The sequence below is a fragment of the Shewanella sp. YLB-07 genome (assembly GCF_009377275.1).
The window spans coordinates 192,597-217,919 of sequence record NZ_VOQB01000010.1 but is presented as its reverse complement, the minus strand read 5'-3'; the positions used below and the strand labels follow the sequence as shown (position 1 = coordinate 217,919).

At 45.2% G+C, this 25,323-nt stretch carries 17 protein-coding genes; 10 read left to right on the top strand and 7 right to left on the bottom strand.

Annotation, left to right across the window (positions count from 1 at the left end):
* Positions 1-201: 201 nt before the first annotated feature.
* Positions 202-1,644, bottom strand: a complete 1,443-nt coding sequence (mltF, locus tag FS373_RS20995; protein ID WP_144045778.1) for a membrane-bound lytic murein transglycosylase MltF — start codon at positions 1,642-1,644, stop codon at positions 202-204.
* A gap of 314 nt (positions 1,645-1,958) precedes the next feature.
* On the opposite strand from mltF, the gene purL reads away from it, so the two are divergent.
* The 4 genes from purL to cydX all read left to right on the top strand — a co-directional run bounded on the left by purL (position 1,959) and on the right by cydX (position 9,957).
* The gene (gene purL, locus FS373_RS20990; protein WP_152830539.1) at positions 1,959-5,840 is read left to right on the top strand and encodes a phosphoribosylformylglycinamidine synthase; all 3,882 of its coding nucleotides are present in this window, start codon (positions 1,959-1,961) and stop codon (positions 5,838-5,840) included.
* 1,274 nt (positions 5,841-7,114) lie between these two features.
* A complete protein-coding gene (locus tag FS373_RS20985; protein ID WP_144045779.1) occupies positions 7,115-8,671 on the top strand; it encodes a cytochrome ubiquinol oxidase subunit I in 1,557 nt (518 codons plus the stop codon).
* 14 nt (positions 8,672-8,685) lie between these two features.
* Positions 8,686-9,825 carry a cytochrome d ubiquinol oxidase subunit II gene (gene cydB, locus FS373_RS20980; RefSeq protein WP_144045780.1) on the top strand — a complete coding sequence of 380 codons (1,140 nt, stop codon included), beginning with the start codon at positions 8,686-8,688 and terminating at the stop codon, positions 9,823-9,825.
* 15 nt (positions 9,826-9,840) lie between these two features.
* Entirely contained in the window at positions 9,841-9,957 is a 117-nt protein-coding gene (cydX, locus tag FS373_RS20975; RefSeq protein ID WP_012324199.1) for a cytochrome bd-I oxidase subunit CydX, read from the top strand.
* 314 nt (positions 9,958-10,271) lie between these two features.
* Here the strand turns inward: cydX and FS373_RS20970 are convergent, their stop codons facing one another.
* A complete protein-coding gene (locus tag FS373_RS20970; RefSeq protein ID WP_144045781.1) occupies positions 10,272-12,275 on the bottom strand; it encodes a methyl-accepting chemotaxis protein in 2,004 nt (667 codons plus the stop codon).
* Positions 12,276-12,720: 445 nt separating this feature from the next.
* Between FS373_RS20970 and FS373_RS20965 the strand changes: the two genes are divergently transcribed.
* The 3 genes from FS373_RS20965 (at position 12,721) to dsbB (ending at position 16,145) form a co-directional block, all read left to right on the top strand.
* Positions 12,721-13,935: a C45 family autoproteolytic acyltransferase/hydolase gene (locus tag FS373_RS20965; RefSeq protein WP_152830518.1), complete on the top strand. Its 1,215-nt coding sequence runs from the start codon at positions 12,721-12,723 to the stop codon at positions 13,933-13,935.
* Between the two features lie 95 nt (positions 13,936-14,030).
* On the top strand, positions 14,031-15,413 hold the full coding sequence (locus tag FS373_RS20960) for a serine hydrolase domain-containing protein (protein ID WP_152830517.1): 1,383 nt from the start codon (positions 14,031-14,033) through the stop codon (positions 15,411-15,413).
* Positions 15,414-15,602: 189 nt separating this feature from the next.
* Positions 15,603-16,145 (top strand): disulfide bond formation protein DsbB, encoded by a 543-nt coding sequence (dsbB, locus tag FS373_RS20955; RefSeq protein WP_152830516.1) that lies wholly within the window; start codon positions 15,603-15,605, stop codon positions 16,143-16,145.
* A gap of 516 nt (positions 16,146-16,661) precedes the next feature.
* On the opposite strand, the gene FS373_RS20950 is transcribed toward dsbB, so the two are convergent.
* Positions 16,662-17,246 carry an NAD(P)H-dependent oxidoreductase gene (locus FS373_RS20950; RefSeq protein ID WP_194165913.1) on the bottom strand — a complete coding sequence of 195 codons (585 nt, stop codon included), beginning with the start codon at positions 17,244-17,246 and terminating at the stop codon, positions 16,662-16,664.
* Between the two features lie 118 nt (positions 17,247-17,364).
* Here FS373_RS20950 and FS373_RS20945 point away from each other — a divergent pair, with 118 nt between their 5' ends.
* Both FS373_RS20945 and FS373_RS20940 read left to right on the top strand, forming a co-directional pair.
* A complete protein-coding gene (locus tag FS373_RS20945) occupies positions 17,365-17,790 on the top strand; it encodes a MarR family winged helix-turn-helix transcriptional regulator (protein WP_144045786.1) in 426 nt (141 codons plus the stop codon).
* 280 nt (positions 17,791-18,070) lie between these two features.
* Positions 18,071-18,889, top strand: coding sequence for a porin family protein (locus FS373_RS20940; protein ID WP_227993080.1), 819 nt, complete (start codon positions 18,071-18,073; stop codon positions 18,887-18,889).
* A gap of 243 nt (positions 18,890-19,132) precedes the next feature.
* On the opposite strand, the gene FS373_RS20935 is transcribed toward FS373_RS20940, so the two are convergent.
* Together FS373_RS20935 and FS373_RS20930 are read right to left on the bottom strand one after the other, a co-directional pair.
* Positions 19,133-22,222, bottom strand: a complete 3,090-nt coding sequence (locus tag FS373_RS20935; protein WP_152830513.1) for an efflux RND transporter permease subunit — start codon at positions 22,220-22,222, stop codon at positions 19,133-19,135.
* A 5-nt stretch (positions 22,223-22,227) separates the two neighbouring features.
* The gene (locus tag FS373_RS20930; RefSeq protein WP_152830512.1) at positions 22,228-23,358 is read right to left on the bottom strand and encodes an efflux RND transporter periplasmic adaptor subunit; all 1,131 of its coding nucleotides are present in this window, start codon (positions 23,356-23,358) and stop codon (positions 22,228-22,230) included.
* Positions 23,359-23,502: 144 nt separating this feature from the next.
* Between FS373_RS20930 and FS373_RS20925 the strand changes: the two genes are divergently transcribed.
* Positions 23,503-24,126, top strand: coding sequence for a TetR/AcrR family transcriptional regulator (locus FS373_RS20925; RefSeq protein WP_144045788.1), 624 nt, complete (start codon positions 23,503-23,505; stop codon positions 24,124-24,126).
* Between the two features lie 55 nt (positions 24,127-24,181).
* Here the strand turns inward: FS373_RS20925 and FS373_RS20920 are convergent, their stop codons facing one another.
* Positions 24,182-24,775 carry a chalcone isomerase family protein gene (locus FS373_RS20920; protein WP_144045789.1) on the bottom strand — a complete coding sequence of 198 codons (594 nt, stop codon included), beginning with the start codon at positions 24,773-24,775 and terminating at the stop codon, positions 24,182-24,184.
* Between the two features lie 59 nt (positions 24,776-24,834).
* Positions 24,835-25,314, bottom strand: coding sequence for a DUF2947 domain-containing protein (locus tag FS373_RS20915; protein ID WP_322619544.1), 480 nt, complete (start codon positions 25,312-25,314; stop codon positions 24,835-24,837).
* Between the last annotated feature and the right edge of the window lie 9 nt (positions 25,315-25,323).

Here is a 25,323-nt window from a genome sequence, read left to right as displayed (position 1 = left end):
GCTGGATAAACGAGAAGAACATTTTCTGTCGGCTTAAAGTGCGTAGATGTTTGGATTTTTGCTGGGTTCTGCGTCTGGTGGTAGAGCTAAATTTCATTTGTTTCTTTTTCATTATATTTCCGTCAAATCCATTAGTACTAGTGAAAAGCATGGGTGTGCTGATTATTCTGTGTCAGTGTTTCACTTGAGTGCGTAACTTGCTTACTGAGGTTGTGCACCCGATAGTTCACTATTCTCTTTATTAGAAAGCTCGACCACTTGAGTTTCTTCGGCTCGAGCTTTCTCATCTTCTATCATTTGATTCTGATTATCTACCCAGACTAAGGTGTCATAGTAGCGGCGAATGCTGTCAACATAATGGACCGCTTCGTTACCACGAGCATAACCATATCGGGTACGCTTATAGTATTTACGTTTCTGCAGCAATGGAAGCACTTCTTTAAGATCTCTCCATGCACTGGGGTTGAGTCCCATAGACTCGGCGAGCTTACGCGCATCTTCCACATGTCCATAGCCGATGTTATAGGATGCTAAGGCAAACCACATGCGCTGATTTTCCGGAATAGAGTCCGGTAAGCGCTTTAAAATATCATTGAGGTATTTAGCGCCTCCCTTGATGCTCTGCTCTGGATCTAGCCTATTGGCGATCCCTACCTGCTTTGCTGTAGGCAAGGTTAACATCATCAGCCCCCGGACTCCTGTGGGAGAGCGAGCATTAGGGTTCCAGTGAGACTCCTGATAAGCGGTCGCGGCAAGTTTACGCCAATCTATACCACCAGCATAAAATTGGAATTTTTCTTTGTATCTCGGCAACTTGTTATCTATGGCTCGCAGAAATGCACGAGTATCGACATAATCGAAGCGCTTAACATGGGCAAAATACTTTTCGTTGAGATGTGCCAGCGTGCCAGTGCGTTTCTCTTGGTGCCAGAAGGTCAAGAGATCACTCATCAACTGATCACTTTGATGTGGGGGCAGTAACCAAACTATGGCTTGTCTTTCCTTCAATATGGGACCAGCGCGGAGCTCTGGCATAAATCGGCGGTTGATATCGAAAGTGGTCGAGTCGGCGATGGTGTAAGTTATATCGCCTCTGGCAATCATGCTCATCAACTCTTCGCTGTCTTTATCTTTTTCCTGATCCCAGAGGAGATTCGGGTATAGTTTCTGCAGTTGAGACAGGGTCTCAACAAAAGATGAGTCTGTGATGACCGTGATATTTTCTTCTAATTGAGAGATATCTTTGGGCACTCTTGTGCCTTGCTTATAAACTAAAACTTGATTAACACGATAAAGAGGCGGACCTAGACGAAACTTTTCCCGTCGATTCTGTGTGTCTGCAAGACCCGCCGCAATAAAGTCGATGTCACCATTATTAAGTGCAGTGTAAAGCTCACCTATGTTGGGGTAAGGTTTCATCTCTAAATCGAGTTGCAGATACTCGGCGAAACGTGAAGCCATCTCATAATCGAAACCAGCTTCACCTTGTCCTGTGGTGACGAAAATTTGTGACCCATAGAGAGTACCTACATTTAATGTTGTTTTAGCTGCAGGTTCTGGCATCACTTCAGTTTGTTCCACAGCCACTTTCTGGCAGCCAGCCAGTAAAGTAAGTGTAAGTAAAACAAACAGAATATTTTTCATTTATCGCTAAATCATCTCGTTCTTTTCATGGGCATAGCGGGCAATTATATCATATTGCTCGCGAACTGAATAAAAACAGTATTTTCGGTACGAAAAGTAATCGCGTCAAGGCGAAGTGCTAGTTAAGATTATGATCTAAATACTCGATTAATTCCCGTTTAGGAACCGACTGAGAACAAAATTCATACAGGTCTATTTTTCGTTACACAGAACACTGTTTTCTCCAGTAACTACGGGTGCTTTGTCTGTCATCTTTCCCTATAATGTCGCCAGTTCTGACCCTGCAATTATAATATATAAGGTGAAATGACGTGATGGAGATCATCCGCGGAGCCCCAGCTTTATCGGCGTTTAGAGTTCAAAAGTTAATGGAAGCTTGTGAAACCGCTTCGCTTCCTGTTTCTGGCATCTATGCTGAGTACGTACATTTAGCAGATTTAACTGAGTCTCTCGGCGAGAACGAGACCCAGCAACTTGCAAAACTCCTAACCTATGGCCCGGCTATCGAAGCCCATGCGCCACAAGGCACACTTCATTTTGTCACACCACGCCCAGGTACAATTTCTCCTTGGTCTTCTAAGGCTACCGATATTGCCCATAACTGTGGTCTCAATAAAGTTAAGCGATTAGAGCGTGGTATTGCTTACTATGTAGAATCTGATGTGCTAACGACCGAGCAAGAGCAGTCTCTGACTGCACTCTTACATGACCGCATGGTCGAAGTCATCCTTACTGGCTTCGAGCAGGCGGCTATGCTGTTTGTGCGTACAGAGCCAGCAGTCGTCAAGAGTGTCGACATTTTAGGTGAAGGCCGCAGTGCGCTTGAGCTTGCCAATACACAGTTTGGTCTAGCCTTAGCGAACGATGAGATCGATTACTTAGTCGAAAACTTCGTTAAATTGGGTCGTAACCCAAATGATGTCGAGCTGATGATGTTTGCTCAGGCAAACTCAGAACATTGTCGTCATAAAATTTTCAATGCAGATTGGACCATCGATGGTGAAGTTCAGCCAAAATCCTTGTTCAAGATGATCAAGAATACCTTCGCCGTTACTCCTGATGGTGTGCTTTCTGCCTATAAAGATAATGCCGCTGTGATGGAAGGCTATACTGCGGGCCGTTTCTTCCCGGAAGATGATGGTGTGTATAGTTACCACACAGAGCCTATGCATATCCTGATGAAGGTTGAAACTCATAACCATCCAACGGCGATCAGCCCATATCCAGGTGCCGCTACAGGTTCTGGCGGTGAGATCCGTGATGAAGGTGCGACTGGTCGTGGTTCTAAGCCAAAAGCCGGTTTAACGGGCTTTAGTGTATCGAACCTTAAGATCCCAGGTTTTGTTCAGCCTTGGGAAGCCGATTACGGTAAGCCTGAGCGTATCGTAACGGCTCTGGATATCATGACTGAAGGCCCATTGGGCGGCGCGGCATTTAACAATGAATTTGGTCGTCCGGCAATATTAGGTTATTTCCGTACCTACGAGCAGGAAGTAAGCAGTCATAACGGCATCGAAGTGCGCGGCTACCATAAGCCGATCATGCTTGCCGGTGGTCTGGGCAACATTCGTGGAGAACATGTACAGAAAGGTGAGATCACCGTCGGCGCTAAGCTGATTGTACTGGGTGGTCCGGCGATGAATATCGGACTCGGAGGCAGCGCTGCCTCTTCGATGACATCCGGCGAGTCAAATGAAGATCTCGATTTTGCTTCGGTTCAGCGTGAAAACCCCGAGATGGAACGTCGTTGTCAGGAAGTGATCGACCGTTGTTGGCAGATGGGTGATAACAATCCTATCCAATTTATCCACGATGTGGGCGCGGGTGGTTTGTCTAATGCGTTCCCTGAGTTGGTTAACGATGGCGAACGTGGTGGCAAGTTCGAATTAAGAGATGTGCCATCGGATGAGCCTGGCATGAGCCCGCTTGAGATCTGGTGTAACGAGTCTCAAGAGCGTTATGTGATGTCAGTCGCGCCAGAGAACCTAGATACCTTCATTGCTATATGTGAACGTGAACGTGCGCCTTTCGCTGTCGTTGGCGTCGCAACACAAGAGCGCCACTTATCATTGAGTGATGCGCATTTTGATGATAAGCCAATCGATCTTCCACTGGAGCTGTTATTAGGTAAAGCACCTAAGATGAGCCGTGATGTGGTCAGTGCCAAAGCCGAGTCTCCTGCAGTCGATCAAAGTAAGATTGATATTAAAGATGCTGTTCGCCGCATACTCAGATTACCCACCGTCGCCGAGAAGACCTTCCTTATCACTATCGGCGATAGAAGTGTAACGGGTCTTGTTAACCGCGATCAGATGGTGGGCCCTTGGCAGGTCCCTGTTGCCGATTGCGCCGTGACGGCCGCGAGTTTCGATTCATATACCGGTGAAGCCATGTCTCTGGGTGAGCGTACTCCGCTTGCACTGTTGGACTTTGGCGCTTCTGCACGTATGGCTGTTGCCGAGTCCATCATGAACATAGCCGGTACCGATATCGGTTCATTCAAGCGTATCAAATTGTCTGCCAACTGGATGTCTGCTGCGGGTCACCCTGGTGAAGATGCCGGCCTCTATGAAGCCGTTAAAGCCATCGGCGAGGAGCTGTGTCCTGAGCTTGATTTGACTATTCCCGTCGGTAAAGACTCGATGTCGATGAAGACAGCATGGCAAGAGGAGGGCGTCGATAAGTCGGTGACCTCTCCTATGTCGCTGGTCATTACCGCGTTTGGTGCAGTACAAGATATCCGCAACACAGTTACGCCAGAGCTTCGCACCGATAAAGGTGAGACTGAGCTGTTATTGATTGACTTGAGCGCTGGCAATAACCGCCTCGGTGGTTCGTGTCTTGCGCAAGTTTACAGTGAGCTTGGCGATAGTGCGCCGGATCTGAAAGATTCAAGTTTACTGCGTGGTTTCTTCGAGGTGATACAGCCGCTAGTCGCGCAGCGTGATGTTATTGCCTATCACGATCGCAGTGATGGTGGTTTATTTACCACCTTGGTTGAGATGGCGTTTGCGGGCAACACAGGTCTTAATATCGACCTTGCCGATGTAGACGGTACTGATATTGAGCGACTCTTTAATGAGGAGCTTGGTGGTGTCATTCAGGTTAGCAGTTCACAAAGTGAAGCCATCATTGCTAAGTTCAATGCCGCGGGCGTTGCCTGTCACGTTATTGGCAGCCTAACGGCTGACGATACTATAACGATCAATGATGGTGACAGAGCAATACTGGTCGAGTCGCGTACCGAGCTAAGGACTATCTGGGCCGAGACCACGCATAAGATGCAATCACTGAGGGATAACCCTGAGTGTGCCGATGAAGAGTTCAAGCTTAAGCATGATGCAAGCGAGCCTGGTTTGACTGTCGACCTTAAATTCGACCCGAGTCAAGATGTCGCCGCACCATTTATCTTGAAAGGTGCAGCACCTAAGATGGCTATCTTACGTGAGCAAGGGGTTAACTCGCATCTGGAGATGGCTGCAGCCTTCGACAGAGCAGGTTTTGAGAGTCGTGATGTTCACATGAGTGACATTCTCAGTGGTCGTGTCACCTTAGATGAGTTTCAGGGCTTAGCGGCTTGTGGCGGCTTCTCTTATGGTGACGTGCTGGGAGCTGGTGAAGGTTGGGCTAAGTCAATCTTGTTTAATACTCGAGCCCGTGAGCAGTTTACTCAGTTCTTCGAGCGTGAAGACAGTTTCTCTCTGGGTGTATGTAATGGTTGTCAGATGCTATCCACACTGAAAGAGATCATTCCTGGCACCGAACATTGGCCGCGCTTTGTACGTAACCGTTCCGAGCGTTTCGAGGCTCGTGTTAGCTTAGTGGAGATACAGAAAAACCCTTCAATCTTCTTCGAAGGCATGCAAGGCTCGCGTATGCCGATCGCTGTATCACATGGAGAAGGCCGCGCCGAGTTTGCAACGCCTGAAGCCATGGCATTAGCCGAATCCTCCGGCACTATTGCTCTGAGATATGTGAATGGTCAAGGCAAGATTGCCACCAAGTACCCACAGAATCCTAACGGCTCGCCAAATGCACTATCGGGGATCTGTAGCACCGATGGTCGCGTGACCATCATGATGCCTCACCCTGAGCGTGTGTTTAGAACCGTGGCAAACTCATGGCACCCTGATTCATGGGGTGAAGACAGCCCTTGGATGAGAATGTTCAGAAACGCGCGAGTAAAACTGGGTTAAACTGATATTTAGCAAGGTCTAAACTTAGCTTAGTTTTTTAAATTTTAACTTAAGCAAATCTTGTAAAAAAGAGCATCGAAAATTTCGATGCTCTTTTTTTATGGAAAAAAACCTATAATTTATTCACTACTAAATAGAGAGTTATGAGTGTATTAGAGAGTTAGGATGTACTAAACAGTGATAAATACATGCTTAGCTGCAGATCTGTTGGCAAGAGTGTAAATGCTGAGCTAGCGATTAGTAATAGACTCAACTAGTATATAAGTTGTTGCTTGATTAGGCTTTGGCTAACCTGTGCGGGCAGGGGTTTTTGATAGGTTTAGATATGAAAAAGCCACCTAGCTGAATCAGCTAGGTGGCCGTTTTGCGCTAACAAAACTTCAAGTAAATCTGTCTAGTCTAGTGGAAGTTTAAAGTTCTCTAGCAGTATAAAGTTCAACAAAAACACGCTTATAGTTGTTTGCTAAACGATTCAAAAATTTTTTCATAATGGTATCTCCACACAGTTAAAGGGTTATGTGAGCGGAGTTTGACTAGACCGGGCTACTTCACCGGATTACATTAGTCGCTCCTGAGCACAAGACGTATATTATTCTTGTATGGATTAATCATCAAGCGAGAAAAATTATACTTAATCATTACTAAAACTAATCAACATTGGTTTTTATTTATGGTTTATTTATATATCTTTAATGTAAACTTGATTTAAAACAATTGGTTATGATTTATTGGTTGGTTTTTAAGCCTAAAATTATTTGATGTTAATTGATGTTTGTTTTGTTTTTATTAAGGTTTGTTTAAAAAATTATTGTAAGAGGGTGAAATTCTGATTTATATTAGAGGTGGCTGACTTCCTAGCATGGTATTAAGGCTTGGTCAACAAAGTCGTGTAGTGAACTGTGTCCTTAGCCACAAAACCCATGTTAACCCTAGTGATTGATTGATTTGAATCAAATTTGAATGGTATAAAATAGCGGTGAGAATAGTCTGTGTTTTGGTTAAGTTTTTGATAATAAAGATTTAGCTTCTAGTTTGTTATTTTTTAGCCATGTACTTATCGCAAATATATATTTTGTTGTGAGCTTGGTCATGGAATTGGCTTGATTTGAACATTATCGTGCTTATTTCGAACATTTTGTAAAAAACGATATTTAGCCTCTCTTTACCGCTGCTGAGTGAGTAAAAGGCTTAAAATAAAATTCCTCAATAGGCATTAACTTTGATTGATGGGGATCTAATCTTAGTTGATGGTTGCACCACCTAAGGAGTCACTAATGATTTTAGAAGAAGTTGTTGAGCTCTCTCGCTTTCAATTTGCGATGACAGCCATGTATCACTTCTTGTTTGTTCCCTTAACTTTGGGCTTAGCTTTCTTGCTGGCTATCATGGAGTCACTCTATGTGATGACTGATAAGCAGGTTTATAAAGATATGACCAAGTTTTGGGGTAAGTTGTTTGGTATTAACTTTGCTTTGGGCGTCGCTACCGGGCTAGCTATGGAGTTCCAGTTCGGCACTAACTGGTCATATTTTTCCCATTACGTCGGCGATATTTTTGGGGCGCCACTGGCAATTGAAGGATTGATGGCCTTCTTCCTCGAATCCACCTTAGTGGGCATGTTCTTCTTCGGTTGGGATAGATTCAGCAAACGCCAGCATCTGGCGGTTACCTGGTTAGTCGCCTTTGGCTCTAACATGTCTGCTTTGTGGATCTTGATTGCCAACGGTTGGATGCAGAACCCTGTGGGATCGGTATTTAACTATGAAACCATGCGAATGGAGATGACGAACTGGGGAGAGGTGTTATTTAACCCGGTTGCTCAAGTTAAGTTTGTTCATACCGTGGCTTCTGGTTATGTTGCCGGCGCCATGTTTGTCTTGGCTATCAGTTCTTATTATATCCTTAAGAAACGAGACTTACCGTTTGCTCGTCGCTCGTTCGCGATAGCCGCGAGTTTCGGCTTAGCATCAATTCTGTCGGTTATCGTGCTCGGTGACGAATCAGGTTATAAAGTCGGTGAAGTGCAGAAAGTCAAACTGGCTGCAATCGAAGCCGAGTGGCATACAGAACCGGCTCCGGCTTCATTTACTGTTGTAGGCTTCCCTAATCAGGAAACTATGGAAACCGATTATGCCATTAAGATCCCATTTGCAATGGGGATCATAGCCACACGTTCTCTAGATGAAGAAGTGACTGGGTTACATGATCTTATTGCCGACCACGAAATTCGTATTCGCAATGGTATGAAAGCTTATGCCATGTTGACTGAATTACGCGAAGGTAATAAGTCACCTGAATTACTTGCAGCTTTTGAAGAAGCTAAAATTGATCTAGGTTACGGATTCTTGCTGAAACGTTATACCGATAAGGTAGTCGATGCGACAGAAGAGCAGATAATCGCAGCGGCTAAGGATTCTATTCCAAGCGTTGCACCTATGTTCTGGACCTTCCGAGTCATGGTGGGATCGGGGATCATTATGCTGTTCGTGTTTGCTGCTGCTTTCTGGCAAAGTACACGTCATCGTATCGAAGAGAAACCTTGGGTACTGAAAGCGGCGCTGTATAGCTTGCCTTTGCCCTGGATTGCCATCGAGTGTGGCTGGTTTGTGTCTGAATATGGTCGTCAACCTTGGACTATTTCAGAGATTTTACCAACCTTCATGTCCGCATCGAGTGTTACCGTAGGTGATCTTTGGTTCAGTATCATCTCAATTACGACTTTTTATACTATTCTGTTGGTGATCGAAGTGTATCTAATGCTTAAATTTGCTCGCATGGGACCCAGTAGTCTAAAGACGGGTCGTTATCATTTTGAAAATCTGGACGCCTAAAAGGAGATCTGATTATGTTTGATTATGAAATGTTAAGATTTATCTGGTGGGCGCTGATAGGCTTGCTCTTTATCGGTTTCGCCGTCACAGATGGTTTCGATATGGGGGTGGGTGCTCTCTTGCCTATTCTGGGTAAAGATGACACCGAACGTCGTATTATGATTAATACCATTGCCCCTCATTGGGATGGTAATCAGGTATGGTTCATCACCGCCGGTGGTGCCTTGTTTGCAGCTTGGCCTATGGTTTACGGCGTGTCGTTCTCGGGCTTCTATGTGGCGATGATGTTGGTGCTGTTTGCCTTATACCTCAGACCCGTAGGTTTCGACTACCGCTCTAAAATCGAAGATCCAAGATGGCGTTCAGCATGGGATAAGGCGCTGTTTATCGGTGGCTTCGTACCGCCGCTGATCATAGGTGTCGCATTTGGTAACTTACTTCAAGGTGTACCATTCAACTTTGATGAGTACTTGCGTGCGACTTACCATGGTGGCTTCTTCGGCTTGTTGAATCCTTTCGGTATCATCGCGGGTCTTATCTGCGTCAGCATGTTTATGATGCAAGGGGCAACCTGGTTACAGATGAAGACTGAGAGTGATTTGAGAGCCCGTTCTGCGAATGCGGCTCAGGTACTCGCTTTATTATTGTTTGTCTTGTTTGGTGCTGCCGGTGTTTGGCTGGTCAATGGTATTGACGGATATGTGATCACCTCAGCTCTCGATACTTATGGGGTTTCGGATCCAACCATGAAGACAGTTGCTGTCGAATCTGGAGCCTGGTTGGCAAACTATGACAAGTATCCTGTGACTATGATGTTCCCTGTTTTAGGACTTCTCATGCCACTCTTAGTCATCGTCGCCAGTCGCCTGAATCGTTCTGGTTTCGCCTTCTTGTTTAGTTCATTGGCTATTGCAGCCGTGATCTTGACCTGTGGTGCAGCTATGTTCCCATTCGTCATGCCTTCATCTTTGGAGCCAAACGTGAGCTTGACCATGTGGGATGCCACGGCGAGTGAAACGTCTCTGACTGTGATGACTTGGGCTGCGATTATCTTTATCCCGATAGTGCTTTCATACACTATCTACACTTACTATAAGATGTTCGGCCGTTTATCTCGCAGTTTCATCGAAGACAATAAGACGTCACTTTACTAATAAGGAGTTTAATCTATGTGGTATTTTGCTTGGATACTCGGAGTATTGCTGGCGTGTTCATTCGGCATTATCAATGCCCTTTGGCTTGAGAACACCGAGAATATGGACAGAGATACAGAGAATAAAGATTAATTATTTTTCGCTCTAGTCGATACTAAAAAAGCCCCGCCCTTGAGAAAGGAGCGGGGCTTTTTATTTATTGGAGCTATAGAAGGCTCAAGATAGAGCCAGAAGGCTCAAGGTACACGTCATTCCGGCATGCTTGTGGCCGGAATCCAGCTTGAATGATTTACAGTTTGTTTGCTTTAAGCAAGAGTCGCCTTACCAGCTATTTAATTGATATTAGATATGATATTGGCAGGTTTAGAGTAACGAGAAGTAGTAGGGGGTATGAAGCGTCCCTCTTTGTTATCTCGTCACTCGTTTATAGTAAGTCAGTAACTTATTTAGGCCCTAAATATGCTGATCTGTTGCTTTATTTCGGCGGCTATATTCGACAACTCCATGGCTGAATCGACAGTCTCGCCGGCTCTTTGTTCGCCGTCTCGGGCAAGTTCTGTGATTTGATGCAGATTGCGGGTGATCTCCTCAGCGACGGCGCTCTGTTGTTCTGTAGCACTGGCTATGCTGCTCGAGGCTATGGCGAGCTCTCCTATGCTGTTAGTGATCTGATTGAGTTGACCACTGGCCTCTTCACCTTGAGTTGCCGATGACACCCCTAGTTGCTGGCTCTGTGCCATCTGAGATGCGGTTGTTTTCACTTGAGACTGGAGTTGATTGATGGTCAGCTCTATTTCTGTGATAGACGCTTGTGTTCTCTGGGCTAAGGTGCGTACTTCATCGGCGACGACGGCAAATCCTCTGCCTTGCTCTCCGGCCCTGGCGGCCTCGATGGCGGCATTGAGCGCCAGCAAGTTAGTCTGTTCGGCGATGCCATTGATGACTTCGGTCACCTTGCTGATGGCCTCGCTCTCTTTAGTGACACTCTCGACACTGGCATGGCTTGAATTTAGCTGTTGGCTGAGTTTTGCCAAGCCTTGGACTACTAGGTTGAGTTGTCCATGACCTTCACGTGATGCCACATCGACTTGTTGGCTCTTGGATGCCCCTTCGCTGGCATGGCTGGCCACATCTCTGATTGACATCGACATCTCTTCGATGGCGGTGGCGATTTGATCTGTTTGTGTCATCAGAGATTGAGCTTCCTCACCGTTGAGTCGTGCGGTTTGCTGAGCATGTGATGCCTGAAGCTCGAGGGTGCTCACGGACCTTTGCAGCGCCAATATTAACTCTTTTAGACCATCGGCCATCTGAGAGGTACTTACAGTGATCATATCAACTTCATTTTTACTGTCTAAGTTTGGTTTGGCAAAGTCCTGGTTTAGCTCTCCTTTGCCCAACATATCCAGTTGTTGCTGCAATTTTTGTAAAGGCTTCAAGGTTCTGACGAGTACCAAAGAAAGCAAGAAGGTGATCACTATGATGCCCACGCCCGCCACCATGGCGTTAATACTGAGTAATTTAAGGCTCTCTTCATTGAGTTCACTCATTTTTGCTATGCCCACAAGATCCCAGTTCCAGCCTGGGATCTTGACGCTATAGGCATACATAGCTTGACTCTGTGAATTGGTATATTCCCATGAGCCCTTATGAGTGAGTGCCTGAGTCATGGTCAGGCCATCTAACATGTGGGCAGTCACTTTTGTGCCGACTTCATAGTGTGGGTGGGTGACGATAGATTGATCACTTTCCCGAATAAGCATGAAATAACCGGACTCTTCGAGTTTTAGTTGGTTCATTGATCGCTCAAGCTCAGTTAATGACTCTGTGATATCAAAGCCGATATATAAAATACCTATGACTTCGCCTTGGATATTTTTAATCGGGCGATACACAGTCATATAATCTCTGCCAAATAACTTGGCATAGCCTTCGTACTCTTCACCCTTGATTAAATGTGAATATCCCGGATGCTTCTTGCCCAGATATGTCCCTAAGGCGCGTTTGCCATCGGCCTTCTTCAGTGAGGTCGAAATCCGCAGGAAGTCATCACCATCGAGGACAAACACAGTGGCATTACCACCAGTGAGATTTGAGTAACGGTCGACCTTACTCTTAGAGGCATTTATCTGCTCTCTTTCGTGAGCCAGTGCCGGTGTGGCTTTTCCTAACACGCGAACGGTTTTATCTGGTTTCCTAAACTGGCCCGGGTACATTGCTCGTAAAACATCGGCGTTACGCCTAGCTAGGGCGAGTAGGTTACTGTACTGCAGCTCTATCAAGTCTGAAGTGCCATGCATTTGTGCCTGTATGGCACTGATCCCTTTGTCTTCCAACACATTGGCGGCTGTGAGATAGGAGATACTACTCAATATTCCGAATACGACGACGGTCAAAATTGACGCTAATGTCCCTATCTGTTTCGCAATTGGCCAGTTTTTATAATTCATGTAGAGGTCCACTCTTATTTTTTTGTAGTGTTAATCTAAATCACTTTAACAATCAATGAATTGATATAGATCTAAAAGCGACATGAATCAGTGTGACCTAAGTTATATTTTTCTTTTCTGTGAAGGCTAAGGGCAATGATGAGGTTAGCTCTGCATGGGGTAAAGGCAAAGAAGCCGACTTAGCTGAAGGCTTCTATAAAGATCAGTTCAGAGTATTAGAGCTTGGCGGCGATACTTGGTTAATTACTTTCATACAATCATTCCAGCGATAAAAGCCAACATCAAATAAATAAACATAAAGGCCGCAATTTAGCGGTCTTTTATACCTACCTGATAAGGGCTGTTAAACACTAAGAGACACCAATTGCTTTAATGATGAATCATCATTAATTAGGGTGTTTAATGGGCACATACAAAACGCAAACCATACAATTTTGAGGTAGACATGAAAAAGTCACTAATCGCACTATTAGTACTTTGCACAGTATTTACATTCACAGCTCAGGCTAAACTATTTCAACATACTGACCAAATCGCTGAAATACAGTTTAACGGTTCGTCTTACGAACTTGGTAAGCATGTTGGTGAGGTTGCTAAAGATCAGATATTAGATTCAATTGACCGTTTTGATTCTACCCTTGGCATGATGCTAGACGGCTTAAATGTTATCTCAATCTCAAAGAGCTTTGAGGCTAAAGATGTATTTAATCGCCTTAAGGTTGCCAGTCCTGAAGCCGCTGCTTATATCAAAGGCCTGTCAGAGTCGCTAAACCGCACTCCTGAGCTCTTATTATCAGTAGCAATGTCTGATGAGGCTATTTTAGAAAGTCAGATGAATGGCGGTATGGGATTCCTACAAACAGAAACAGAGCCTGCTTATAACCCCGCTGCACCAGCAAAATGCACTGTCGCAGCTCAAGACCAAAAGAATGGTTACGCCATGGGCGCGGCTAACTTCGATTACATGGCCGCTAACTACACTGGCTTAATTGTGCTTAAGCATACTGGCCTTGATGGTAAGACTAGTGTTATCCAAACATGGGCTGGACTTATCCCGTTCGGCGGCATCGCTAAAGGCGGTCAAATGATGCTAATGACCACTAATGCTACTGAAGGTACTGTAAGAGAAAAAGCAGGCGGTGAGATAATCGGTGATGGTGTTACACCTTCATTTTATCTCTCATGGGATGCCTACAATATTGAGAAAACTGCAGATCTAATTGATATCTTCAAAGCTAACGATAAGTACTCAGCCTATTTCTCATATACCGTTGCTGATGGCTCTGGCAAGGTTCTCAGTCTTGAAAATGGTTATCCTGCAGAAGTGCATTACTCATATGGCAATGCTAAGGCGCACACTAACCACTCGCTATACGTTGATTATGACTTTGTAGATGAAGCCTTTGCCGCTAACTCTCTGAAGCGTCAGAAAGCCGCTGATTCGTTCTTAGGAGCCAATGACAAGTTTACAGTTGAGCAGGCTCAGGATTTCTTAGGCTCTGATAAAGTTTGGAAAGGACGTGGTGATCTAATGGGTACAGTAACTTCAACTGTATTCAGTGTTACACCGACTAAAACAACAATGATCATTCAAACTGACAGTGTCGGTGCAGGTAAAGGCTCTGTAATTATTGATAACACGCCAGTACCAGCAAGCTAAATCAACACCAATGTTAAAGGCCGCAATTAAGCAGCCTTTAACATTTCCTTAATAGTCCCATATAAAACACAAATCATATTAATCCCGAGGTAGACATGAAAAAGTCAGTAATCGCTTTGTCAGTTCTTTTTGTTGCATTTGGTGCGTCTGCAAATGTGACTTATCATGAGCCTAATGCTCAGTATGAGGCGAATTTGAATGAGTTTGGCGCTGGTGTTAAGAATTGGGAGGAAGCACGTCTAGTGCCGCTTACATTGGCCGATTCACACCTTTATCATTACCATGCAGTGATCAGTGCGCCAACTGAAAAAATGCCAATGAAACTTGTTGGCGGTTTGGATGTCAGCAAGATCATGATTGATGACCTTATTCCAAACAGAAAGATTAGTTTGTATGACGTAATGCGCGATAGAGCCTCAATGCAGAATTACGTGGTAATGAATAAAAAGGGTGAGATCCTTGCCGAAGATTACTGGAATGGCACCGACAAGAACACTAAGAATCACTTAATGTCAGCTCATAAATCATTTACCTCAATGGCTCTATTTATTGCTCAGGAAGAGGGTTTTTTAAAGCTTTCAGATCCAGCGGGCAAGTACGTAACAGAGTTTAAGGGAACGAAGTTTGAAAACATCCCGCTTCAAAACTTTGCAGATATGACAACTGGTATTATAGATCTTCCTGCTAACCGTCCTGATTACCATTGGGGTAGCTATGGAGCTGGTACCACTGGCTCATGGGATAGCTCAATGCCTTCTGTTGTTGGTTACAGTGGCCTTGTAAGAAATGATGATGGTGATCTGGTACCGCCTGCGGATGCACTTGGGAATCTTGAAACATTTAGCGATTATCTAACCGAGTTCGTTAAGCACGTCGAACCTAAATATCCAGCTGGTGAAGTTTACGAGTACAAAGATATCAACACAGAGATTTTAGGTGTTGCTATCACCCGTAGCTCAGGCCTCACACTTTCTGAGTTCTTCGATAAGTACCTATGGTCAAAAGGTGGCTTTAACTCTGAAGCGACCATGTATGTGAACCAAGCTAAAGAAAGTGCAGCTTCTGGCTCTTTAAATGTCACTGTGCGTGATTTTGCCATCGGTTCTTTCTTGATGGTTAATGACGGTAAAAACTGGAAAGGCGAACAAGTACTTCCAAAAGCTTACGTAGATGCTGTTAAAAATGGCGATGATGGAGTTAAGCAGGCATGGCCAAAGGTCTCTTATGAGCATATGCTTTTTGAAAATGCTTTCTATAAAGACCAGTGGCGCACAGCTACGCATCCAGTAACAGGCCGCAAGATCTCTATGATGGTTGGTGTTAATGGCCAGTTCTCAGCCTTCGACCATGTTACAGGCAATATTGTCGCTATCTCTGGCGCATATCGTGAACCTTCAGGACTAGGCATGATGAAGCTATATTTGCTGGATACAATCTTCACTATCTTCGACACATTGGCAGTACAGCAAGCTAAGTAAGTCGAGACACTCATTAAAAGGCCGCAATTAAGCGGCCTTTATTGTACCTGTAAATAGGTGATTACTATGATTATTGGTTGTATTTAGTGTTGGATTGAATGATTTAATGCTTGCTGATGAACATGGTTCACATATCTACAATGGCTAAGAAATCATTTTCTATTCATAATCTAAGGTCTATTTATTTTCATGAGAAATCTAAGTTTTTGCTCTATCTTCCACTGTTTTAAAGACTTTGCTCACTCTAAACTTGCTTGGGGTATTTTGGCTGGCTCAGCTTTATGGCTGGAAACCAGTGCCCTATTTTTTCAGCATGTCATGGATATGGCACCATGCCTTATGTGTGTCTATCTGCGTTTAGCGACATTTTGTCTCCTTATCGCTGGTCTAATTGGCTTCTATGGTCATAGAAATAGATTCATGAGGTTTACCGCTGTTTCGATATGGGGTATGAGCGCCTTTCAGGGGCTAAGCGTGGCGCTTGAGCTCCTAGATATGCAAACTAACCCATCGCCATTTGCAGTTTGTTCATTCGTGCCTAACTTCCCTGCATGGATGCCACTGCATGAATGGCTTCCATCTATGTTTTTGCCAGTCGGATCATGCTATGAGATACCGATATACATTCTAGGTCTGTCTATGGCTGAATGGATGGTAGTAGCCTTCTGTGTGTATGCTGCATTATGCATCGCGTTTTTCATCCCTGCACTATCTCGAACGGTGGAAAAATAATCGAATGTTCATTCCAAGGTCGCAATTAAGCGGCCTTTTTTGTATCTAGCTGAAAACCTCTCCTTATACTTAAACACTCACCAGATTTTGCAATCTTATTGCCGAGTTCTCGCAGGTAACGACTCGCAAAACTTGCAGTGATAACGAAGGCGTTGAATTTGGTGTTGTCAGTCAAAGTCCTGAGCTCTATTTTGTTACTCGTGCTATCGATAAGTGTCGCGCTGCCGGCCTTGTGGTGTTTACGAGCGTATTAAAAGGGAAGGTTTCGACTTTCAAACAGCAAGTGCTGAGTTTTCTAAGCTAAAGGCTGAACAGAGTAAGAAATAAGCAGAAGGGTGATTAAGTGAAACATATATTCAAAGTTGTGGTGTTGGCAAGCGTTTAACCCCAATGGCAGCACTAGCAGATGCAGTGACAATACTATCAGTGAAGCAGATTGAACTTGGTGCTTTATTGATACAAAAAGCCCCTGCCAATTCTCTATTGGCAGGGGCAGGTATTAGGAAGCCTAAAACTTTACATTTCGCCTACTGCACTGATAACGTCATTAGCTGCAAAATCGACCCAGTCTGCAACAGAGCGCTGACGATAACCGCCTACGCCATTAGCGACATAAGATTGATATTTACATCCAATCATTCCAGCAATGCCTTTCATCATGCGATCATCACAAGCGATATCTTGTAAAAACTCTGATGAATAGTCACCACCACGGGCACCGATATAAAGCATAGAGCCCTTACAAAGACCTTCAGTGCGACCTTGTTCATTATATCTGAAGGTAATATTAGGAATTATGACGGTATCCCAGAATGCCTTAAGAGCTGATGGAACTGTCAAATTCCACATTGGAGCTACAACAATAAAATAATCGTAACTAACAAAATCAGTTGCAGCTAGACCACATAAACCATGCGGGTTCATGTAATCTTTGAGGGTGTCACCATTGATATGTGCATATTCATTGGCACATACATCAAGAGTCGTTACCTCAACTTGCGGATGCTTAGCTTTAAATTCATTTAGAGCAACTTCGCCTAATGATAGGCAAACTGAATCTTTAATTTCTTTGGAGTTAGCAGTGATATACAGAACTTTCATTGACATGCCTATTTGGTTTAAGCTTAAACTTGAATCGCACAGTATAGATAAATTTGCACCAAATCAAGTTTAAGGTTAAATTACTTTGGGTTTAATTATACTTTTCACATGAGAAAACATGAGAGCAGAATCAAATATGGGTGGATTGCTTGGGATTAGCAGTCGATTACTGAACAAAAAACTAGAAAGTATGTTCGTAGAATCAGATCTTTCAATCACTCAAATGCAGTGGGTTTTATTGCTAGAGCTAGAAATAGGGGAATATAAAACACCTGCAGCACTCGCTGACAGAATGATGAAAAGTAGAGGTGCTATAACCCAATTGATCAAAGCATTAGAACGAGCTGGAATGGTAGAGAAAAAACCAGACATAGATGATGCGCGTAGTTATTCGTTAGCCATAACAAAGCAGGGGATCGAAACTGCATCCAAAGGGAAAGCTCTGGCTCATTCTTGTTTGGAAAATGTGTTCGATAACTTTTCTAAAGATGAACTTGCTACTTTTTCTTCATTGCTAAAAAAAACTGTAAAAAACCTGAGTTAAAATATCGTGGGGAACTCTGTTCCCCGTTGCTATCATCAAGACCTTCCCTGTAAGATCTAAATTCCTTCGCTTACTTCGTTAATGCAGCAGGTATTCAAGGTATTTAACCCAAAAGATAGAGATGATCACAGCCTACATATCTTATCAATCGATCGCAATACAGGCTCTGAACATCTTCTGCAAAACACTAATAGTAACTATTAATCCTAGTGTGTTTTTGAGAAAATTAATGGTGTTTAATACCGTCATACCGCAAACAAATAACATTTAAGAGATGAGAATGACAAAATTAAACACCACTTTAATAGCTTCTATGATTGTTCTATCTACCTCAGCAGTTGCTTCTGAAGAAGTTCATGTAAATCCCAGTGATTTAACTCAAGTTAATACATTCATCAGTGGTTCTACATCTAACGAAGGTGATCTTAACGTTATGGGCGGCATTGCTGGCCAGTATTCAGAGGGTAATAACTTCATTGGCCTTGTTGAGCACACTTCAGCAACTAAGCCATCAGACGATGATCGCCTAGCTCAAAATACTCGTTTACGTTATTTCCAAGTGTTCGATGTAAGTGAAGGTGTACTTCCTCAAATAGGATTCAGTGTTGATTATATGAAGTCTTGGAAGATGAGCAGCACTGAAGATGCTAGCCTTGGTACCGATTTAATTGCTCTAGGCGCAATTGCTAAAATTCAGATAAGCGAATCAATCAGCGTGTTCCCGAATGTCGCTTATGTTGTCGGCAATGCCAAGGCTGGTGTTAATAATAGCGAGTTCGACCTTAAGGGCTATCAGTTTAACTTATTTGGTTCATGGGAACTTGATGATACAGGCTCATATATCGTGGTTCAGCCCCAATTCATGCAGCTTGATATCGATAGTAAAGATAGTAAAGATGGTAAATCAGGTGGCGCTAAGGTCGATGTACTCAAGATTAAGACTGGTGCAGGAATGGCGTTTACCGATAACGGCAAATGGTGGGTAGAGCTTAGCCATACCTACACAAAAACTAAAGGTGATGTTGAGCACGTTGGTAATAAGTTTGACATTATCGACAACGATAATAAGGTTGAGTTAGCAGTTAGTTACTACTTTTAATCGGAGCATACTCCCCCAGTCATTCAATAGTAATCGTGAAAAATCAATGATTAGTAAGAGTAATAAGGTGATTTAGATATTGTTAAATCAAGAGTCTTGCCAGCTTTATTGCTGGCTTTTTTATAGTCGAGACGCCACGACACATTTTTATTAACCTTGTTAGCATGAGACTATAACACTTGGCAGAGTTATTTTATGTGGTAGCAAGGGAGCCCAAAAATGACTCCCTTGGATGTAGTGTACTTAATTGTTTTCGGTGACTAACTCTCTTGGGTTTATGTGTGTTTTAGATTTTCTTACTGGCCTCATAATGAGTTTATACATAGTAGGTACCCAGATTAGCGAGAGTAAGGTGGTGAGCAAGGTACCTCCGGCAATCGCGATGGCGAAGGGGGGCCAGAAGCCACCACCGGCAATAATCAAGGGCAGGAAGCCGCCGATTGTGGTAATGGTTGTGGAGCCGATATGACGGCCACAGCCCGATACGACTCTGACTATGGTGTCTATATTGCCTTCTCTGGCGTCACTTTGGTCCTCAAGCTCGGCCAGGATGACGATAGCCGCATTAATGGCTAAGCCCATCAGGCCCAATAGGCCGATGATCACGGTGAAGCCAAAGGGATAGCCGAACAGGTAGACAGCCAGTAAACCGAGTCCCGCCGACTGCATCGCACTAAACAGAATAATGGCCGTTAGCCTGAATGAGTTAAATGACAAGACAACCGTTGCTAATAGTAAGGTGACGACCAACACCAAATTAGACAGTAGGTTACCTACGGCCTCATTGCGTTTAGCACTCTCACCGCCGACTTCTATATGATAGCCCGCAGGCAAGTTAAGCCCGTCTATTCGCGCCTTAGCATCATCGAGTACCTGTTGAGGCAGCACGCCGCTGACAATATAGGCTTCTATGGTATTGACCCTCTGGCCATCACGGCGAGGAATCGCACCGCGGCTGACTTGGATCTGGCTTTCGGCGAGGGCCGATAAGGGAATGCCTGCTCCGGATGAGGATACCAGGTTGATCTCAGATAGCTTGGTCTGCTGCTCCCGAGTACTGTCTTGTAGCCTGACTCTCACGGGGATCGATTCAGTTTGCTCTAAGATACTGCCGCCATTGATGCCAGTCGTGGCCATTTGGATCTGCTCGGCTATCTCAGTCAAATTGAGGCCGCTCATCAAGCTGGCATCTTCATTGACCTGAAACCATATCTTGGGGGCTCCAGCGCTTAGCGTGGCTCGCGTGTGTATCACATCCGGGGTATCGCTTAAGATGCGCCTGACTTCATCGCCTATCAGCCTGAGTTGATCTAAGTTAGGGCCAAATACCCTTAGTTCAACCGGGGCATTGAAGGGAGGGCCTTGCTCCAACTTTCTGACTAATATCTGCGCCTCCGGATTGGCGAGATCGAGGGCTTGTTGCAGCTGAGGTATGAGACGGTTAGCGGTGTCGAAGTCTTCGACTTTGACCATGGCCTGAGCGTAATTGCTCGCGCCTTGCTGGCGTTGAAGTAGATTGTAATAAAAAGAAGGTGTATTGCCACCTATGACCCAGTCTATACGGGTCACGCCCTGAGTCTCTCTTAGCTGTTGATCCATTTGTTCAACGAGATGGCGGGTACTCGCCACGCTCGCATGGGGGGGAAGATAGACTTCAATTTGGAACATATCCCGGTCTGAGGGCGGGAAGAATTGTTCTGTCATCTGACCCGAAGCAATGAAGCCTGTGATAGGTAAGATGCCTATTAACAAGCCTGATAGCAGAGGGCGCTTGAGCGCCAGGGTCAGCGAAGCGTTAAATAGCTTACTGACTTGTGGCAAACGTATGCCTCTTTGATACCATTTGTCTTGATCTCCTTCTACACCGAATCGGCCCGCTAAGCCGGCTATCAAGGTGTGAGAGATGATGTATGACCCCAGCAGGGCAAACATGACCGAGATGGCGATACCACCGACAAATTCCCCGGCTGCACCGGGCATAAGAACAATCGGGGCGAAGGCGAGCATGGTGGTGATGGTCGAGCCAGCCAGAGGTAACCATAGGTGTTTCAGCGTCGCGCCGACCGCCTCGACTCTCGATAAGCCCTGTTGTCTTCGCTGGGCGATGGCATCGACGATGACGATGGCATTATCGACCATGATCCCCAGCGCAACTACCAGGCCGGTGACAGACATTTGGTGGATAGGCAGGCCGATGTACTTCATGCACGTTAAGGTGAAGAGTGCTGTGAGAGGCAGAGATAGAGATACGATGAGGGCATTGCGCAAACCTAAGGTCAGCATCAAGACCACCAGAATAATGAGGAAACCTAAGAGTAGACTCCCTACCAAGCCGCCGAGCCTGTCACTGGTATAACTCTCTTGATCGAACAGCCATTGGATCTCGATATTGGCCGGAACCGATGCCTGCATCGCCTCGACTTCAACTCTGACTTTGGCTAGCCAGAGGTCCACCCGGGTATTATTGAGCATGCGGGCAGCCACCATCACACCTTGCTCCAGCTCTATGAGGGCAATGGAATTGGCTGGTGTCTTAGCTTGTTTTTCTATGGTCGCGATATCGCCTAAGCGGATAATCTGGCCCTGATCATCCACTTTCAACGGTACTCGGCGGATCCTCGAGAGTGAGTCGAGCTCTCCGGAGACTTCAATCAGGGCTCTGAAGTTATTGTTATTAATCTCTCCGGCAGACACCTTAGTATCGGCGTTACTGAGAATACGGGCTATGGACGCCGGGGTGAGTCCAAGCTGATTGACCTTGTTGCCATCGAGTTGTACCAATACCTCTTCGGTAGGGGCACCATAAAGCTTGACGAAATCTGTCCCGCTGAGCAGCCTGAGCTTACTCTGTAACTCTTTAGCGTAACGGTTGAGCATATCGGTACGAATTTCACCGCCGCCTTTCCAAACCAGTCCTAAAATGGCGGTGCTGGCATAGCCAATTTGATCGTCCAGTAGTGGATTCTGTGCGGCCTTGGGTAATATCGGCTTGGCATCGGCGATGAGATCTCTCGCCCTGGACCACACAGGAGCTGTATCTTGTACACTGTCTTTAAGTTCGAGTTGAATAACCGAAATGCCTGGTCTGGATGTAGATTGGATCAGTTTCAGCTCTTCTAACCTGCGTAGACGATTCTCCAATACTTCGGTGACTAAGGCCTCGACTCGTTCGGCCGATGCTCCCGGATATTGAGTGATCACCGAGGCGAAGCGGTTGGTAATATCGGGATCTTCCATTCGCGGTAAGCTGGATATTGCGCCTAAACCAGCCACTATCAAGAGGGCGATAAATAAGCTTGCTAAGCGTCCATTCTCTACTAAAGCTTTAACCATCTTGTTTACCTCGCAGCCGTGGCAGCTGTAGATGTGGGTTTGACACGCTGACCTACGACCAACTTATGCAGACCTCGATCGATATAAGCCTCATCGACATGGACCGCGCCTCGAATGAAGGCCATGTCATTCTTGGTATAGAGGATCTCTATGTCCCTTCGTTCAATATTGAAGGTTTCACGATTATCCAGGTTTAGCTCTGAACTCAGCACATACAGGTTCCAAAGCCCCCGAATGCCATCGGTGAGCGCCGAAATCGGTACCCAGAATCCTGCTTGATGGATCTCTTTCTCGTAGGCCAAATAGGCTATCTCGCCATTGAGTACCTTTGAGTCTTTCGGCAAAGAAAGACGTACCGGTACGGTTCGGGTCACTGAATTAACTTCGGCGCCAATGCCTTCTATGTGAGCCTGATAATCTGTATTGGCCACACGGAGTGATATTGTTTGTTGGGGACTCAGGTGTTGTGCCACATTAACTGGCACCCCTATGATGGCTTGAGGGTTGTTATTCTCGACTAGGGTAAAGATGGCGCTGCCTAAGTTGATGACTTCGCCTAGGTTGCTACTTCTTTTACTGATCACACCATCGAAAGGGGCGAGCAGTGATGATTTTTCTATTCTCAGAGCATTGGCATATACGGCTGCCTTGAGTCTTTTCTGACCGGCAATCAGGCTATTGAGCTGGCCCTTGAGCTCATCGAGTGTCTGCTCAGAGGTGTATCCCTGTTTTTTTAGCTCCAGACTTCTGTTTAAGGTACTCTTTGCCAGTTGCAGATCGGCGCTATTTTGTAACACGCTGGCATTGAGCTCATCTCGTTCGGCTTCGAGCAGTCGAGTGTCTAGCTGAGCCAGTAATTGGCCGAATTGAACCGAGTCGCCGCTGTCCACGGCAATGAGTTTAATCTTCCCCGCTAACTCGAAGCCTATGCCTGTGGTGTTACCGGCCTTAATCTTGCCGGTAAACTCTTGAGTATGATGATAAGAGGGGGAGAGGGTAAGCGTGGCGGTAGTCACTGTTTGCACTATTGGTGACCCAGCATGCTGAGTCACCTCACCCTGACACGCAGCAAGAGAAATGGTAAGCAGTAGGCTTATTGAAACTCTCGAGTTTGAGACGGCTGTTATAATACTCATCCTGACACGCTTCCTTGGTTAATCTGGAGTTGCAAAAAAGTTAAACTAGACTGCCTAGTCTATTTACAAAGAACTGGACTGTCTAGTCTACTTTGTGATTAAATGTGTCTGAAATATAAAAACCTTGTTAAAAGAGGCTAGTGCATGGAATCGGTTACTCCGAATGAAAATTTAACTCGAAGCGAGCAAAAACGTCTGCAAATACTCGAAGCGGCCATGGAGCTTTTTTGCGGTCAGGGCTTCCCCAATACCAGTATGGATGAGGTCGCTAAGTTAGCCGGTGTCTCGAAACAGACTGTGTATTCTCACTTTGGCAGCAAGGATGAATTATTTGTCGCATCGATAGAGTCACGATGTGTGGTTCAACGCTTAGCCGAGGATGTGTTTACCGATCCTAGTCAGCCTGAAATAGCCCTGAGTTGTTTTGCCGAGTATTTCGGTGACTTGATTGTCAGCCCGGAAGCGCTGAAAGTGTTTACTACTTGTGTGGCTCAGTCTGAGACCCACCCAGGAATATCGGCGCTCTTCTTCGATGCCGGTCCACAACACTTACTTAACTTATTGACCGGCTATTTTGAAGACGTGCACAAGCTAGGTGTTTACCAATTTGATGATTGCCGCAGCTGCGCGGTGCGACTCTGTTTGATGATGTATGGTGAGATGAGATTAAAGTTGGAGTTAGGCTTAAACGTAGATGATCTGGTCGAGGGGCGTGCTGACTACTTAACAGGTTGTATTACTATGTTCTTAAAGGCTTATAAGGTTTAGTCGCTAGAAGCAGCTTAATCCTAGGGCTTGAGGCCCAGGATTAAGCCAGATATAACTATTTGCCTAACATGGCTTTTTTGAGACTGGTTTGTGCCGGGCTGTCACCCAGCCAAATTTTCAACAGGGCTTGTCGAAATGCTTCACCTTCAATGGTGTCCTGTGGGACGCCATTTTTATAGGCTGTGACACCTGAAACCTTACTGGTTACCAGAGTAAACTGGTCACCCTCTTTTATCTCGTCACTAAATAGCGCCATAAAGGCATCTATTTGAGCTTGGATGTCTTGGGTATTGCCATCGGTCGCGTCATCGAAACCATCTATGATGGCATCACGCATCTTATCTGAGGTGATCATGCCCGAGGTGATATTTAATCGAACCGCAGACTCCTCAGCTGATATAACCCTAGCCAAATCAGCGGAAGGGGCCGTTAGGTATAAACTTCCCACATAAAGATCGATAAAAAATTTACTGCGAACGCCTGCACCATTGAGCTGAAGCTGGCTGTCATTAATAACAATCTGCTCGGCGATATCGACGCCGGATATTTCACGTGCGCTAACCTGGCTGCTTAAAGCCCCGCTTAAGACAATGGCACTCATGAGCGTGGCTAGTGTGGTTGTAGTTAAAGAATCACTGAGGGACTTCATATAACCTCTTATTTTTTGTTATTTGGTTATGGGGGGGAGCCCAAGTTAAAACAATAGCATTAACCTCTATGACCAATCTGATATTGACCATCTTGATGGATCAGTGCCGCTTGTTTGTGTTTAGGGGATATTAGCAGGGGTCCATCATCGAAGAAAAGAAAACATTTCCAATTGCGAACAAACACATCCCAACGAGTCTCGATAACCTGATACTTCTCATAACAGAAATAGACGGGAGTATTATCGGCCCAATCGAAATGAGCGGCAAATATCTCAGGAAGTGCCACTTCTTCACTGTCCCAGGCACTCTGCCAGTCATCGGCTTCAACCCAGGCTTTGTCTTTCGCGGCCCAGTCGCCTTTAGAGAACTGCTCTGCACTACTGCTACGATTACTGATCCATTTGTTCCAAACTTCCATCGCCCCTTTCTGATCCAGCGGTTTGATAAACGCCTTATCTTCATCGGTCACAGGTAGATCTTTATGGTTAAAAATCCATTTACGTTGGTATTGCTCTAGGGGGATGTAGGTATGTGCCACAAGGCCTCG

What these genes read in the sequence shown, in the direction of transcription:
- FS373_RS20965 (WP_152830518.1), top strand. Translation starts at nt 12,721, where the DNA reads ATGAAAAAGTCACTAATCGCACTATTAGTACTTTGCACAGTATTTACA.
- FS373_RS20960 (WP_152830517.1), top strand. Translation starts at nt 14,031, where the DNA reads ATGAAAAAGTCAGTAATCGCTTTGTCAGTTCTTTTTGTTGCATTTGGT.
- FS373_RS20985 (WP_144045779.1), top strand. Translation starts at nt 7,115, where the DNA reads ATGATTTTAGAAGAAGTTGTTGAGCTCTCTCGCTTTCAATTTGCGATG.
- FS373_RS20920 (WP_144045789.1), bottom strand. Translation starts at nt 24,775, where the DNA reads ATGAAGTCCCTCAGTGATTCTTTAACTACAACCACACTAGCCACGCTC.
- mltF (WP_144045778.1), bottom strand. Translation starts at nt 1,644, where the DNA reads ATGAAAAATATTCTGTTTGTTTTACTTACACTTACTTTACTGGCTGGC.
- FS373_RS20950 (WP_194165913.1), bottom strand. Translation starts at nt 17,246, where the DNA reads ATGAAAGTTCTGTATATCACTGCTAACTCCAAAGAAATTAAAGATTCA.
- cydX (WP_012324199.1), top strand. Translation starts at nt 9,841, where the DNA reads ATGTGGTATTTTGCTTGGATACTCGGAGTATTGCTGGCGTGTTCATTC.
- FS373_RS20945 (WP_144045786.1), top strand. Translation starts at nt 17,365, where the DNA reads ATGAGAGCAGAATCAAATATGGGTGGATTGCTTGGGATTAGCAGTCGA.
- dsbB (WP_152830516.1), top strand. Translation starts at nt 15,603, where the DNA reads ATGAGAAATCTAAGTTTTTGCTCTATCTTCCACTGTTTTAAAGACTTT.
- FS373_RS20940 (WP_227993080.1), top strand. Translation starts at nt 18,071, where the DNA reads ATGACAAAATTAAACACCACTTTAATAGCTTCTATGATTGTTCTATCT.
- cydB (WP_144045780.1), top strand. Translation starts at nt 8,686, where the DNA reads ATGTTTGATTATGAAATGTTAAGATTTATCTGGTGGGCGCTGATAGGC.
- FS373_RS20925 (WP_144045788.1), top strand. Translation starts at nt 23,503, where the DNA reads ATGGAATCGGTTACTCCGAATGAAAATTTAACTCGAAGCGAGCAAAAA.
- purL (WP_152830539.1), top strand. Translation starts at nt 1,959, where the DNA reads ATGGAGATCATCCGCGGAGCCCCAGCTTTATCGGCGTTTAGAGTTCAA.
- FS373_RS20930 (WP_152830512.1), bottom strand. Translation starts at nt 23,358, where the DNA reads ATGAGTATTATAACAGCCGTCTCAAACTCGAGAGTTTCAATAAGCCTA.
- FS373_RS20970 (WP_144045781.1), bottom strand. Translation starts at nt 12,275, where the DNA reads ATGAATTATAAAAACTGGCCAATTGCGAAACAGATAGGGACATTAGCG.
- FS373_RS20935 (WP_152830513.1), bottom strand. Translation starts at nt 22,222, where the DNA reads ATGGTTAAAGCTTTAGTAGAGAATGGACGCTTAGCAAGCTTATTTATC.